This is a genomic window from Mucilaginibacter sp. UR6-1 (genome assembly GCF_020880975.1).
Taxonomy (GTDB): Bacteria; Bacteroidota; Bacteroidia; order Sphingobacteriales; family Sphingobacteriaceae; genus Mucilaginibacter.
This window is the reverse complement of the sequence record NZ_JAJIWP010000003.1, coordinates 319,884-334,564: the sequence shown is the minus strand read 5'-3', so window position 1 is coordinate 334,564 and position 14,681 is coordinate 319,884. Positions and strand designations below refer to the sequence as shown.

Here is a 14,681-nt window from a genome sequence, read left to right as displayed (position 1 = left end):
GGGGTCAATCTGCCGCGGGCGAATACTTATCAGGAATACTGAACGGATAATCTAACGGCTGATCAAACTCAACTTTATTGTAACGCAAATTAACCTGTATTTTTTGTTTTTTCACAACAGAAGCGATATCAATTTGCGATGGCACCACTTTGTTATCTGCCGTTTGTATAAATACGTTGTTAGTTACCTGTAAGGATTGCTGCAATTGCTCATTAGCCAAACTGGTTTGTGTAACCCGCATATCGGCACCCAAAACAAGCTTATACACCAGCTCATCCAGCTTGCCCGAACCGGTTAGGTTAGCAGCGCCGGGCTCAAATATTATATCCTCATTAAGCAGTTTAGGGATGGCATTACCCACCAGTAACGATTGCAGGGTAATATAATCTATTTGCCTGCTGGCAAATTTATGAATGTAGCTGAACGGCTTTTTAAGGTATACGCCCTGGAATTTATTAATAACCTGTATGCTATCGGGCGTTATCAGCGCGCGGGCCACCTCAACGCCTAATAAGGCCGTTACCGATACCCATATCTTTTTATCGCGGTTGATGCGAAAATTTAGCGTAACATCCTGATCGTTGCCATTGATGTTAAGCTTTGTTTTTGCCTTGGCCGAAAATGTATTGAAGGTAAGCTGCTTTGAACGGATGGCTGCCAACCGTGTTTCTACATCGTTTACAGGCTTTGCCGTTGTTGCATTACGGTTAACCACCACCTGCTTTTTCGACTTACAGCTTGCAAAAACAAGCAGGCCGAAAATTATTATCAGAATTTTATTCCACGTATTTTTTTTCATTGATCTTTCGCTCTAACACTGCCGATTTGCTACCATTTAACTTCGCTTTCTTCCAGTTTTGCATGGCAGCCTCGGTATCGCCTAAGTAAAACATTATATCGCCATAATGTTCTGTTTGTACCGCACTATTATTTTTATCGTGCACCAGGGCCTTCTCCATCCACACTTTTGCCTCGGCATACTTTTTTTGTTTAAACAGTATCCAGGCGTAGGTATCTTCAAACGAAGCGGTGTTGGGCTGAAGCTCATTGGCACGCTTAGCCATCTGCGCGGCTTTATCAAGCAGTTCTCCTCTTAACGATAAATAGTACGCATAATTGTTCAGCGTATACGCATTATCCGGATTATAGGTAAGCGATTTTGTATAAGCATCGTCAGATGCCTTGTCATTCTTCAACTCATGAAAGCAATCGCCCAATATTGAGTAAATATAGCCGCCCAGGTTATTATCATCACTATTAAGCGCGGCAGCAGTTTTAAGATAGCTTAAAGCCTTAGAAAAATTCTTTTTTTGATAGTAGGCCGTACCCAGCAAATAATTCATCCAGGCCTGGTTCGGGAAGTAGGTCATGGCCTCCTCACCGTCACGTATGGCATCGTCTACCTTGTTTTCAGATAGTTCAATGCGTACAAGCTGCTCAAAAGCTGCATAATTATCCTTACTCAGCAAAATAGCTTTTTTAAAAAGCGGCTTGGCATCAGCATACTTTTCATTCTGCACCAGCATATCGGCATACAGTGCCTGCGCCTTGGCATCATCGGGATGCGTGGTGGCCAGTATACGGCTTAGCTCCAATGCGCTGGTACGTGCGGCGGGGTCCTGCAGTTTGGGCAAGTAACCTAATATGATCTTGATCTTTTGGTTAACATCAATATCCGGACTGGCAAAAGCGATGGAAAGTTGCTTAAAACTACCTTCCATATCCTTTTTATCCCGGTAAATATCCGCCAGTGCCAAATGCAGCATACCGTTATCCGGGTTAATTTTGGCGGCCTGTTCAAGCACTATCAATGCCTTATCGCTAAACCCGTTTGAGTTATACAGCTCTGCCTTGAGCAAATAATAACGCAACTCACCGGGGTTGGCGGCTATCATGGTATCGAGCTCAGCCGTTGCCTTGTCGAGCTTATTTTGTTTAAGATAAACCTTTTGGCGATTGATCAGCAGATCGTCAGTTAAACCGGTTATGCCTTCCAGTTTATTGTAAACAGCCAGGGCATCATCATACTTTTTCAGCAAAAAATAGGCATTGGCCTTATCAAAATAATAGTCGGGCTTTGGGTTGATGCGCGTTAATTCATCATACACATATTCCAGCTTGTCAAGGTCATTGGTTTTTTGATAGCTATCAGCAAGTGCCACCCAATACCACTCGTTATCGCGGTTTACAGTAACGGCACGTTCAAGCAGTATCTGTGCATCAGCCTCACGATTTTGCGTTTTCCGCAGCGCGGCAAGCTCATACATGGCGGCATCATTGGCTGGGTCAATCTGCAGGCAACGGTTAAACAGATCGGCAGCCAGGGTAAAGTTCTCGATGGTTTTCTCCCTTATGGCCGAAAAGAAAAGCTGCTTTACCATAATACTGTCTAACGAGGTCATGGGTTTACCCACAACCATTACCACGCCGCCGCCCTTTGCCCCTTTTTTATTTTGGGCAATGGCCGCCACGGGCAGCAACAGTATAATGATGAAAAGCTTTTTCATTAATGTTTATTAACCGATACCGGTATGACCATAACCGCCTGTGCCGCGGCTTGTTTCGTTCAGCAGTTCAACTTCCTGCCATTCTACCTTTTCATGACGGGCCACCACCATTTGGGCTATGCGCTCACCAGCGTTCACCACAAAATCCTGGTTTGACAGGTTGACCAGCAGTACCTTGATCTCGCCGCGGTAATCGGCATCAACCGTACCCGGCGAGTTTACTATACTGATGCCATGCTTAAAGGCCAGGCCGCTACGCGGGCGGATCTGCGCCTCAAAACCCTCGGGCAGCTCAATGTGCAGGCCGGTAGGTATCAACTGGCGCTCCAGTGGTTTCAGGGTCACGGGTTCTTGCAGGTCGGCACGGAGGTCCATACCGGCGGCATGCAAAGTTTCATAAGCCGGCAACGCGTTAGCCGACTTGTTTATTACTCGTACGATCATCTCTTAAATATGCTCAATAATTGTTTACGTTCAAAATAAAAGGCGGTTGCCGTATAAGCAACCAAAAGGGCGTTACCCACAAAAATGTTACGGCTAAACACCACAAACGACAGGTAAACAATTACTGCCGAACTCAATATATAAGCCAGATTTTTTTTAAGGTTATACGGGATAGGATAATTGCGCTGCCCCCACACGTATGATAGTACCGACATCAGGGTATACGCCCCTAAGGATATCCAGGCTGATGCCATATAACCGTATGATGGGATGAACATCAGGTTAAAAACAATGGTAAACAATGCCCCAAGGCCTGATATGTACAGGCCATACTTAGTTTGATCGGACAGTTTATACCAAACAGAAAGGTTCATGTAGATACCCAAACTAAGGTAACCAAAAAGCAAAATAGGCACCACCCGCAAACCCGACCAGTATAAGTCGCGCTGTATAGCGCCTTTGGCTTTAATAAAATATTTAAGCAGTTCAATATTAGCTACTATGCCAATAAAGATGACACAAATCGCGATCACAAAATAATTCATGATGCGGGCATATATCTGCCCAGAATTTTTGTTTTTTGCACTGCTGAAAAAAAATGGCTCGGCACCCAGCCGGAACGCCTGTATAAAAATATTCAGGAACACCGATATTTTGGCGCAAGCTGTATAAATACCTACCTGCTCACCGGCTGTATCAATGGACAACAATTGCCCTAAAAGTAATTTATCAAGATTTTCGTTAATAATAAACGAAAAGTTGGCAATCAATACAGGCCAGCTATAACTTAACATTTCGCCCAACATCTGCTTATCAAAACGCAGTTTAAAGCTAAGCAATTCGGGTAGTACCATTAACACAGTTATAGCGCTGGCTACCAGATTTGAGATAAATACATAACCCAACCAATGCGGGCGATACCAACCCGCTATCCAATTTGCGCCGGGTAAGCCATTATCAATAATAAAGGGCACACCGAATATCAGGAACAGGTTAAGCCCCACAAAAATCAGTATGTTGGCTACTTTAATAAAGCCATATCTGCCCGGCCGGCCTTCGCCCCGTATCTTGGCAAAGGGCACCACGCAAATGGCATCAAGCGCCATTACGCTGATAAATAATTTTATATAAAGCGCGTACTCAGATACCGGGGTTTTATCATCAATAGCTATCCACGCGGCCAAATGATTAACCCAGGGCAATGTTATGAACAGCAATATGCCTATCATCAGCAAAATAACCCCAAAGGAGTTATCATACACATGCTGCTTTTTTTCGGGATGCTTATTCAGGTACCTGAAATAGGTAGTTTCCATACCAAAAGCCAGCAGCGGGTTTAGCAGCGTGGTCCAACTATACATGGTATTTAAAATACCGTAGGTATTGGTAGTGAAGGTTTTTACATATACAGGCGTTAAAAAAAACGTGAGTATTCGTGGTAAGATGGTAGTTAAACCATAAACAGCGGTTTGCCCGGCAAATTTTTTAGCAGTTGACAAATGACTATGAGTTTTTAACCCCTACGCCCCAAGCGTGCGGTTTATTTTTACAACCTCAAAATTACGATAGTTTTTTAATTCGCCCTCATGGGTTTCAACGGCGGCAACCTCGGCATCCTCGGGGCCTTCGTGGCACCAATCTAAAAACATGCTCATGGTGCCGGCATCGGCTTCGGCCTCAATAAAAACACTACCATCGGCCTCGTTACGTACCAAACCCTTAACGCCTAACTGATCGGCCACGGCCTTGGTTGATGCCCGGTAAAAAACATGCTGCACTTTGCCGGTAACGGTTATATCGAGGTGTTTTTTCATTGATTAGGATAAATTACACGGCAAAAATAGTTTATCTGCAATTAAACACAGCGGTTACCACACAAAAAAAGCCGACCTATCAAGGTCGGCTTCGTGATTGTATATAGCAATTGTGAAAAGGGTTTTAATATTTGCTTACGTTAAAGTCGGATATGCCGCCTTTCATTTTGATGTACATTTTGTTTTTGGCTGATGCAAAGCCCGGGGTTTCATAACGGTTATCATCTACCTTGGTAAAACCGTTGATGTTGGTTGATGATAAGCCCGAATCGGTAGTTATGCTGCAAGCGGCCCCCTCAGGTACCTGCAATTTGATCTCGGATACACCTGTTGATACCTCAACCATGGTAGTAGCCAGCGGCTGGCCCATTTTAACATCAAATGATGCCGCGCCGCCACTGATGTTAAGCTTACGCACCTTGAATTTCGACAGGTCAAAATCGATCTCGGCCGCACCTGTTTTTACGTTGATATCCCAAACCGGAAGGGTATTCAACTTAAAATCCGCTTCATTGGCATGGTCACTGTCCCATTTAAAATTATGGCTTTTACCATTATCGCGCATCTTGAAGTTCAATACAGCCAGCGAGTCGGTTTTACTGTTAGTGAATTCATAACGGTTCAAAAACTCTTTGGTTGAAGCGCTGAATAGTTGCGATGAGGTAGTATCGCTTAACTTGTATGTTGCACCGCCACCGCTAATGTTCAATTCGGCTACCTTAATATCGGGCGAGTAGGCATACTTAAAATTGCTGTTGCCTTCAACCTTAACAATATCGCGGTCGTTATCATCATCGTCATTATCATCATTGTCGTCATCACGATTGTTACGGTGCCAGCCTTTATCATCCAGGTGGTAACGAAAGTTGCGTGGCTCCCAAAAATAACGACCACCGGTATCGGCAAACAATATCACCGCTAAACCACCTACTAAAACAATGGCTCTGATAGCCGTTGCCGTGCCCGACTTATTGTTGGCGAATATTAAGTTAACACCCGCTATTACCAGGAATATAGGCCACAGGCGCCAAAAGTTCATCCAGTGTATGTGAACATATCCAAAGTGCGACAATAAGTACGCTACGCCTATTAAAACAAGCACTAAGCCTGTCATCAGTTTATCGTTTCTCATGGCTTATACAGTTGGAGGGTTATCATTAAAAGTTTGCTCTTCCTTTTTCTCAGGCTCGGTTGCGGCAGGCTGCTCAGGGGCGGGCTGGTTCCAATCCTTACGCTCCCAGGGCTGCGATTTAGCGCCCGATAATATAAAGGCTATACCCGCGCCAACCAAAAGTAATGGCCAAAGCACATCAAAATCAACATCAGGTATCAGGTTAAACTCATCAAGCAAAAAAGCACCGCCGATGATTATCAGGATAGCACCCATTATAACACCTACGCTTGAGGTTTTCTTTACCGGAGGCACACTGCCAAAAGGCTTGCCTGCTTCATAGTTGGGCATGGTAAAGTTTGGCTCGCTGCTGCTTTTAAACGGATTGTATGGCTCCTGCGGCGGCGGAACGGTATAGCCAACGTTAGGGTCAAAATATACGTTACGTTTTGGCAATACAATCCACAGGATAACATATATAAGGCCGCCAAAGCCTTTTACAATAAAGGTTACCAAAAATATAACCCTGATGATTGATACATCAACACCGAAGTAGTCGGCTAAGCCAGCGCAAACACCACCTACCTTTTTGCGGAGTTCGTCGCGATAAAGTTTCTTTTCCATTGCTTTGTCAGTTTGTTTCTAAATCTGGCCGTAGGTTGGTTTGATGATGATCTCGTCAACGTTAGCGCCATTACTCATGTTTAATATAGTTGTAATGGCCGATGCAACATCTTCGGGTAAAACCATCCGGTTGGTATCAACCTGTGCGCCTTTCCATGAGTCGGTATACGTTGACCCCGGAATTATCGCGGTGACCTTTACACCGTGTGGCTGCATTTCGAGCTTCATTACCTTATTAAGACCTACCAAAGCATACTTTGTTACGCTATACACACCTGCCTCAGCTATAGGATCAAGCCCCGCTACCGAGCATATATTGAAGATATGCCCTTTACCGACAGAAACCATGCTTTTACCGAAGAAACGGTACAACTCATAGGCCGGGCGCAGGTTGGTATCCATCTGTTTTTGGTATGATCCTTCATCATCATCAAGTATAGCCGCAGGCTTGAACATACCCACATTATTCACCAAAATATCGACGAAGCCCATGTTTTTCTCGGTGAATTCGGCAAAATTTTTCAGCTCTGTGAGGATGCTGCAGTCAGCAACGGTGGTAAATACCTTTATTTCTGGATTAATGGCGATCAATTCGGCCTTAAAAGCATCCAGCTCGGCAGCATTACGCGAGCAGATGGATACATTGATACCCTGTTTAACCAATGCTATAGTAATGGCGCGGCCCATACCCTTGGTGCCGCCGGTGATGATGGCGTTCTTCATATTATCGTGTGTTTGTGGTTGATTTTTGGCTAAGATATAGCTTAAAGTTAATACAAATTTTACCTTTACTTTTTCACCCTTTATTTTGATGAGTACAAATACTACCATTTACGATATATGCTGCATTGGCCACATTACGCACGATAAGGTTGTCACTCCGCAGCACGAGGTTTATATGCCCGGCGGTACAGCCTTTTACTTTTCGCACGCCGTAAGGCAAATGCCGGTTAGCTATAAGCTGATAACCGCCCTGGCGCAGGAGCAAATGGCTTATGCTGAGGGCTTACAGCAAGCAGGTATTGAGCTTACCGCGCTGCCCAGCAGGCATACCGTTTACTTTGAGAACAGCTACGCCGAAAATTCCGACCACCGTACCCAGCGCGTATTGCAAAAGGCAGATGCCTTTACAACTGCTGATGTTGCCGGTACCTCGGCCCGTTTTTATCATTTAGGCCCTTTATTAGCTGATGATATTGACGCGGAGATATTTAAGGCGCTATCATTAAAAGGAACCCTATCGCTTGATGCGCAGGGTTTACTGCGCGAGGTTGTGGGGACTGAAGTTATGGCTATCGACTGGGCGGACAAGGCGGCACTTCTACCTTATGTGCACATACTCAAGGTTAATGAACATGAAATAACCGTACTTACAGGTACCGAAAATATACATGAGGGTGCAAAGTTGTTAACCGCTATGGGTGTTAAAGAGGTGGTGATAACCTTGGGTACACAGGGTTCATTAATTTATGCCGATGGTGAATTTTACAATATCCCCGTTTATAAACCCACTGAATTTAAGGATGCCACAGGTTGCGGGGATACCTACATGGCAGGCTACTTGTACAAACGCGCTACGGGCTCAACTGTTGATGAAGCCGGACATTTCGCTTCGGCTATGGCCGGGTTAAAGGCAGGTATATCCGGCGCATTCAGGGGCAATGAGGCGGATATACTTGGCTTTATGAATCATTAAAATCTATCCCGGGAATACAAGCACAGGCACATGCAAGCTGTTCAGCGCGTCGGCGGTGAGTTTGCCTTGCAGCACTTCCCTAAAATGGTACTGGTGGTTGGCCAGTGCCAGCAGGTCGGTTTTCATGGTATTGATAATAACGTCCGTAGCTTTCTGCACATTGCGCTCGGTGGTATTACTAAATTTCAGGTTATCATAATTAACAAAACGGCGTATGCCATCGTTAAAAACGTCGAGGGCGTAGCTTTCATCCATACGGGGCAAACCGCTGGCCGGTAAGTGGGCCACGTGCACACTGGCATTGCTGCCTTTGCCTAAATTAGCCAGATACCTTACAATAGGCAACTGGCAATAACGCAAATCGGCCATGTATGTAATGCGTTTAAGGCTGCTGAAGGTGTAATACTCGGGCAGTACCAGCACCGGGCAGGTAACCCTGCTTAATATACTATGCAAACAAATGGTAGTATTGTTACTCAAACCGCTTATAAGCAATGATGAATTGCGCTGATTGATAAGCTGCGCAAGCTCGGCTTCTTTAAGACCGCAGGCCTCTATCTGCTCGCCATAAGCAGTAGTTTCAGGCCCCCGCGATTCTGTTTCATCAAACTCGCCTGAAACCAAAACTTTAACACTTGCCTTAACATCGGCCACATTGGCCACCACTAAAGGCACTCCGGCAAGCCGTGCAAGTTCGGCAGCCATGCGCATAGCCCGGTCACTGTGTATCGAGCCATCACTTAATAACAATACTTCTTTCATATACGGTAGTTGTAGTAAAAAAACACAAACAAAACATTACACGCCAACAGGGTGCATCAGCAAAATTCTAAACGGGAACTTCTAAAAATTAATTTGTCAGGTTGTTTAGCGTAGTGGTGGGTTCGCTATTCTAAAAAAAGAAACAAGGCGTGTTTTAAATGGTTTTAATCAGGATTAAAAAAATAATTAAAAATTAAATTCAGGTTACAATACCCTTCTCCCGGCAATGCCTTACAACCTTAATAATTGTGGCGCAGCCTTTGCTGATGCTAATATATGAGAGTAGAAATTGAAGCAAGCTGGAAGCAACTGAACACATTGATCGCCTTAACTGAAGGCAACCCTGAACTGGAAATAATTAAAAACCAACTGATGACCGCCAAACAACTCGCGGGCGATAGCCAGGCCGGTGAAATACCCGAAGAGGGAGATAACGCGATCATTAAACGTATGGAGTAATATACAGTAAAAATTAGTGGCCGGGATAATTTATACTCCTTACCAAACAATTTTTCCCTTCTTACTCTTTAATACATAATTTTAGTACAACTGCTAAATTCACGTTACCATGCGGGTTTCAAAAAACAGTTTGATATTAAAAATGTACTTTTAACCCGATTTATATAGCAACAAATGTTTACCAGTTTAGGCAGATATATACTTTTATTACGATTAAGTTTTAAAAGGCCCGAGAAATTCAGTGTTTACTGGGCCGAGATTATGCGCGAAATGGTGTCCATCGGCATAGGGTCGTTGGGTATCATCAGCATCATATCCCTGTTTATTGGCGCAGTAGCGGTTATCCAGGTGGCTTTTCAGCTTACCAGTCCGCTGGTACCGGCCACTATTGCAGGCAGCATCTCTCGCGATTCAACCATTCTTGAATTCAGTCCCACCATATCGGCACTGGTGTTAGCCGGCCGTGTTGGTTCAAGCATCGCCTCTCAAATAGGCACCATGCGCGTAACCGAGCAGATAGACGCGCTCGAAATTATGGGCGTTAACGCTCCGGGATACCTTATATCGCCAAAAATACTGGCCGGTATTACTATGGTGCCCATGCTTAATATACTGTCAATATGCCTTGGCCTGGCCGGCGGTTATATAGCTTGTGCCGCTTCGGGCGATATTTCTCCTGCTGATTATATCCTCGGCCTGCGCGATGGCTTTTTGCCCATCACCTTACAGGCATCGCTGGTAAAATCATTCACATTCGGTTTCATCATCACTTCGGTTTGCGCTTACCAGGGTTTTTATACTTCGGGCGGTGCTTTGGAGGTAGGCCAATCAGCCACCCAGGGTGTGGTTTGGAGCTGTATCATGATCCTTTTTGCTGACCTAATTATATCCCGCGTAATGTTATGATCGAGATAAAGGATATTTTTAAAACATTCGGCGATAACGAGGTGCTTAAAGGCATCAGCGCTAAATTTTTACCCGGTAAAAATAATTTGATCATCGGTGGGTCAGGCTCAGGTAAAACCACCTTACTTAAATGTATAGTGGGCCTGCACGAGCCTACCAAGGGCCAGGTATTTTTTAATGAGCAGAATTTTACCGAGATGAGCTTTGAGGAGCGTGTGCCCATACGTACCGAAATAGGTATGCTATTTCAAAATTCGGCTTTGTTTGACAGCATGACAGTTGAGGAGAATATTATGTTCCCGCTTAACCTGTTCACCAACCAATCAAAAAGCGAAAAGCTTGACCGTGCTAACTTTTGCCTTGAACGGGTTAACCTGAAGGGTAAGAATAAACTTTTCCCGGCCGAGCTTTCAGGTGGTATGAAAAAGCGTGTGGGTATTGCCCGCGCCATATCCATGCAGCCCAAATATTTGTTTGTGGATGAACCCAATTCAGGCCTCGACCCTAAAACATCCATCCTGATAGATGAACTGATTGCCGAGCTTACCAAGGAATACGAAATTACCACTGTTATAGTAACCCATGATATGAACTCGGTAATGGGTATAGGCGACCATATCATCTTTTTACACCAGGGCCAAAAATGGTGGGAAGGCTCAAACAAGGAAATTGCCCATACCGACAACCAGGAACTTAACGATTTTGTATTCGCCAGCAAATTTATGGAAGCGGCGAAAGAGAAGCTGTAGTTTTTAAGTCCGAAAGACAGAAGTCGGGAAGACCGAAAGAAAGTAGTTCGAAAGTTCATAATTCGAAAGACAGAAATATCATTAACTTTGCGGTAAAACAACTTCCGGACTTTAGGTCAACACTGACTTTCGGACTAACAAAACTTCCGGACTTTCGGTCTTTACCGACTTCCGGACTTCAACAACAACAATGATCCAACTACTTACGCCTACGCACTGGAAAGATTACGAACTGATTGATTGCGGCGACTTTGAGAAGCTGGAACGTTTTGGCGATACCATACTCATCCGCCCCGAGCCGCAGGCCGTGTGGGACAAAGCCCTGCCCGAAAGTGAATGGCAAAAGCTGCACCATATAAAATTCAAAGGCCGTTCGGCAACTACAGGTGAATGGGTCAAGAAAAATCCTAAAACGGCTGACCGCTGGCACATTGAATATAAAAACCCGGATGCTGCAATTAAATTCCGTTTAGGCTTAACCTCATTTAAACACGTGGGCATATTCCCGGAGCAGGCCGTAAATTGGGATTACATCAGCAGTAACATCAAAAAATTTAAAACATCTACACCAAAGGTGCTTAACCTGTTTGCATACACTGGCGGTGCATCATTGATTGCTAATGCTGCCGGTGCCGAAACCACACACGTTGACTCTATTAAACAAGTGGTTACCTGGGCCAATGAAAACCAGGAACTATCAGGCTTAACTAACATACGCTGGGTGGTTGAGGATGCCTTGAAGTTTGTAAAGCGTGAGCTTAAACGCGGCAAAAAGTACAATGGCATTATACTTGATCCGCCGGCTTACGGCCACGGCCCCAATGGCGAAAAGTGGAAGCTGGAAGACCACATAAAAGAGATGATGCGCGATGTGGTACAACTGCTTGACCCGGAAGAACACTTCCTGATACTGAACACCTACTCATTAGGTTTTTCATCAGTAATTATTGAAAACCTGGTAAAGAGCGCCTATCCGCAGGTGCAAAACTTTGAAACCGGCGAGCTGTATTTGCAAGCCACTGCCGGGCCTAAACTGCCGCTTGGTGTATTTGGTAAGTTTTGCAAAATAAAAGCTTAACAGGCTAACCATTCAATTATATTTACAACAAATACTAACTATAAAACTGTTTTTACCTGCCATGAGAGCAAAGCATCTATTTTTACTGTTGTTACTCAGTTTATCAACTTTAACCCTATTTTCAAACTGTACCGGCAACGGTAAGTCGGCCTCAAAAAGCAGTGTAACAGCCGCAAAAGGCGATGATCAAAGTGGCGACACGATCAACAAGTCAACCTATCCACCGTTGGATACAGCGCTTTATGATTCATTGAACCGCAAACTGGCCAATGGCGATACCAATGGTTACTGGCCTGTAAAAAAAGCTGCTTACCCCCTACCGGGTGCTATACTACCGTTTAAACGCGTGGTTGCCTTTTATGGCAACCTGTTCTCAAAAAAAATGGGCATACTGGGCGAGCTTCCGCCCAACGAGATGCTGGCCAAACTAAAAACCGAGGTTAAAAACTGGGAGAAAGCCGATCCTACAACCCCGGTTGTACCTGCACTGCATTATATTGCCGTAGTTGCCCAGGGAGATGGTGGTAAGGATGGCAAGTACCGCTACCGCATGCCATTTAAGCAAATTGATACTGTGCTTTACCTGGCTAAAAAGGTAGATGCTTTAGTATTTTTAGATGTGCAGGTGGCTTTAAGTGATATTAAAACTGAACTGCCGCTGTTAGAAAAGTACCTGTCCATGCCTAATGTGCATTTTGGTATGGACCCTGAATTCTCCATGAAGGATGGCAGCAAACCGGGTAAGCGTATAGGCACCTATGATGCTGCCGATATTAACTACGTTAGCAACTACCTGGCTGATTTGGTTAAAAAGAATAACCTGCCGCCTAAAATATTAGTGGTACACCGCTTTACCCGTAAAATGGTTACCAACACTAAAGACATTAAAACCCGCCCCGAGGTACAGGTGGTAATGGATATGGATGGCTGGGGCGAACCATCATTAAAGCTGGGCACATACCGCCACTGGATCTATCCGGAGCCGGTACAGTTTACCGGTTTTAAATTGTTCTACAAAAACGACATTAAGAAAGAGCCTAAGCGTATGCTTACTCCCGCCGAACTGATGAAGTATAAGCCGATACCGGTTTACATACAATATCAATAATCAACAAAAACGCCGCCTCAAAAAGGGCAGCGTTTTTTATTGATATTCCGGCTATAAATTTACTTGAAAAATAAAATTCAACTTGAACTTAATTATCATATCTTGTGGTCATAAAATTTATCCCTTATCACAAGTATGAAAAAGATCTACTCTTTGATGGCCGTAGTGCTTATCGCGGCATCATCATGTAAAAAAGACCCGGTTGCGGGCTTTTCAACCGAAAGAACAATATTTTATTTAACAGAATCGGTAGCGTTTAACAACACCTCTAAAAATGGCAGCAGCTACAGTTGGGACTTTGGCGACGGCAGCACATCAACCGATGCAAACCCCACCCACGCTTACACTAAAGCAGGCAGTTACACTGTTAAGCTTACCGCCGGTGGCTCAGTTAGTACACATGCTATAAAAGTGGGCAATGGCACGGCCAGTTATGTTGTGAAAAACAATTCATCACTGGCTTTTGAGGCGGTATCCTATTACGTTGATGCCAATAATGACCTGTTTGACTTTATTGAGCATGGTGCTTTGGCCATATCACGCAGTACCGATACGGTTTTTACTTCACGCAATGCCATCCACCTGGGCGGTATGGTAAACAACCAGATATTTATTGTTGTAAATGGCTATAGCATTACTAAGTTTCAAAACAACGATCTTGTTATAAACGATAATACGCAAGTTTTCTTTGGCGATGGTACGGGCGTTAACAGCAATTCAATCCCGGCAATAACACGTGGTAAAGCATCGTACAAAGGCCTTATGGCTAAAAAAACTAATGTCAGGCCGATGATCTACCTCCGGTCAGCAAAGTAATTTAATGTGTGAACCTAAATAGTGATTTTTTGAAACGGCGGGTATTTATATCCGCCGTTTCTTTTTGGTATGTGATCATCAAAAGTAAAAAACACCGGGCTTAATTTTCCGTATTTCACGTACCTTGTATTACTAATATACCTGTTTATGAAAAGTGCTTACTTCAGTATTACTTGTGCCGTATTATTAAGCGCATGCCAAAATTCAAAGCCCGAAAACAATTTTAAAACAGTTACGGTTGAGGCCATTTCCTTTCAAACCGAAACCATGTTTAAAATAAGCTGCGAAAAGTTTGATACTTATTACGCTGATAAGTGGCGCAGCAAAACCATAACCGACAAAGCATCACTTGATAAACTAAATGGCTTGCTTCAAAGCCTGCGCAAAACGGATAACGCTTATGAGCCTGATGTACGGGTAAAACTTTTACTTACCAATACCAGCGGCACTGCCGATACCGTTTGCCTTGATGATAAGATCACCCGGTATAAAAATGCCAGCTACAAAACATCTGTTGAGCTGGCCAATTTTGTGCAGCAGTAAGTTTCCTGTTCATTATCCTGCCATTTTGAGAAATCTGTTTGTTAAAGTGATAATTTTTAAACGC

The 14,681-nt window shown here is 44.1% G+C and carries 17 protein-coding genes; 8 read left to right on the top strand and 9 right to left on the bottom strand.

The annotated features are described in order from the left end of the window. Positions 1–4: 4 nt before the first annotated feature. The 8 genes from LJ707_RS11905 to LJ707_RS11870 form a co-directional block, all read right to left on the bottom strand. Positions 5–799, bottom strand: a complete 795-nt coding sequence (locus LJ707_RS11905; RefSeq protein ID WP_228951188.1) for a DUF4292 domain-containing protein — start codon at positions 797–799, stop codon at positions 5–7. Beyond that, positions 777–2,507 (bottom strand): tetratricopeptide repeat protein, encoded by a 1,731-nt coding sequence (locus LJ707_RS11900; RefSeq protein ID WP_228951186.1) that lies wholly within the window; start codon positions 2,505–2,507, stop codon positions 777–779. The genes LJ707_RS11905 and LJ707_RS11900 overlap by 23 nt, the downstream gene beginning before the upstream one ends. A gap of 9 nt (positions 2,508–2,516) precedes the next feature. Beyond that, the gene (gene dut / locus LJ707_RS11895; RefSeq protein ID WP_228951184.1) at positions 2,517–2,951 is read right to left on the bottom strand and encodes a dUTP diphosphatase; all 435 of its coding nucleotides are present in this window, start codon (positions 2,949–2,951) and stop codon (positions 2,517–2,519) included. Further along, on the bottom strand, positions 2,948–4,450 hold the full coding sequence (locus LJ707_RS11890) for a lipopolysaccharide biosynthesis protein (RefSeq protein ID WP_228951182.1): 1,503 nt from the start codon (positions 4,448–4,450) through the stop codon (positions 2,948–2,950). Before LJ707_RS11890 ends, dut begins: the two co-directional genes overlap by 4 nt. A 21-nt stretch (positions 4,451–4,471) precedes the next feature. Further along, positions 4,472–4,765 carry an acylphosphatase gene (locus tag LJ707_RS11885; protein WP_228951181.1) on the bottom strand — a complete coding sequence of 98 codons (294 nt, stop codon included), beginning with the start codon at positions 4,763–4,765 and terminating at the stop codon, positions 4,472–4,474. Between the two features lie 124 nt (positions 4,766–4,889). Continuing rightward, entirely contained in the window at positions 4,890–5,897 is a 1,008-nt protein-coding gene (locus LJ707_RS11880; protein ID WP_228951180.1) for a LiaI-LiaF-like domain-containing protein, read from the bottom strand. 3 nt (positions 5,898–5,900) lie between these two features. After that, a complete protein-coding gene (locus LJ707_RS11875; protein ID WP_228951179.1) occupies positions 5,901–6,500 on the bottom strand; it encodes a PspC domain-containing protein in 600 nt (199 codons plus the stop codon). 18 nt (positions 6,501–6,518) lie between these two features. Further along, on the bottom strand, positions 6,519–7,223 hold the full coding sequence (locus LJ707_RS11870) for an SDR family oxidoreductase (protein ID WP_228951178.1): 705 nt from the start codon (positions 7,221–7,223) through the stop codon (positions 6,519–6,521). Positions 7,224–7,311: 88 nt separating this feature from the next. On the opposite strand from LJ707_RS11870, the gene LJ707_RS11865 reads away from it, so the two are divergent. After that, complete coding sequence (locus LJ707_RS11865; RefSeq protein WP_228951177.1) at positions 7,312–8,196, top strand: PfkB family carbohydrate kinase; 885 nt, start codon at positions 7,312–7,314, stop codon at positions 8,194–8,196. A 3-nt stretch (positions 8,197–8,199) separates the two neighbouring features. Here LJ707_RS11865 and LJ707_RS11860 read toward each other — a convergent pair whose 3' ends face one another. Next, positions 8,200–8,958 (bottom strand): universal stress protein, encoded by a 759-nt coding sequence (locus tag LJ707_RS11860; protein ID WP_228951176.1) that lies wholly within the window; start codon positions 8,956–8,958, stop codon positions 8,200–8,202. A 276-nt stretch (positions 8,959–9,234) separates the two neighbouring features. Between LJ707_RS11860 and LJ707_RS11855 the strand changes: the two genes are divergently transcribed. The 7 genes from LJ707_RS11855 (at position 9,235) to LJ707_RS11825 (ending at position 14,617) form a co-directional block, all read left to right on the top strand. Continuing rightward, positions 9,235–9,417, top strand: a complete 183-nt coding sequence (locus tag LJ707_RS11855) for a hypothetical protein (protein ID WP_228951173.1) — start codon at positions 9,235–9,237, stop codon at positions 9,415–9,417. A gap of 174 nt (positions 9,418–9,591) precedes the next feature. After that, the gene (locus tag LJ707_RS11850) at positions 9,592–10,323 is read left to right on the top strand and encodes an ABC transporter permease (protein WP_228951171.1); all 732 of its coding nucleotides are present in this window, start codon (positions 9,592–9,594) and stop codon (positions 10,321–10,323) included. Further along, entirely contained in the window at positions 10,320–11,072 is a 753-nt protein-coding gene (locus tag LJ707_RS11845) for an ABC transporter ATP-binding protein (protein ID WP_228951169.1), read from the top strand. Before LJ707_RS11850 ends, LJ707_RS11845 begins: the two co-directional genes overlap by 4 nt. Positions 11,073–11,262: 190 nt before the next feature. Next, complete coding sequence (locus LJ707_RS11840) at positions 11,263–12,150, top strand: class I SAM-dependent methyltransferase (protein ID WP_228951167.1); 888 nt, start codon at positions 11,263–11,265, stop codon at positions 12,148–12,150. 61 nt (positions 12,151–12,211) lie between these two features. Beyond that, positions 12,212–13,258, top strand: a complete 1,047-nt coding sequence (locus tag LJ707_RS11835; RefSeq protein WP_228951165.1) for a hypothetical protein — start codon at positions 12,212–12,214, stop codon at positions 13,256–13,258. A gap of 135 nt (positions 13,259–13,393) precedes the next feature. Continuing rightward, positions 13,394–14,074 carry a PKD domain-containing protein gene (locus LJ707_RS20355; protein ID WP_304610902.1) on the top strand — a complete coding sequence of 227 codons (681 nt, stop codon included), beginning with the start codon at positions 13,394–13,396 and terminating at the stop codon, positions 14,072–14,074. A gap of 147 nt (positions 14,075–14,221) precedes the next feature. After that, on the top strand, positions 14,222–14,617 hold the full coding sequence (locus LJ707_RS11825) for a hypothetical protein (RefSeq protein ID WP_228951163.1): 396 nt from the start codon (positions 14,222–14,224) through the stop codon (positions 14,615–14,617). Positions 14,618–14,681: the final 64 nt, after the last annotated feature.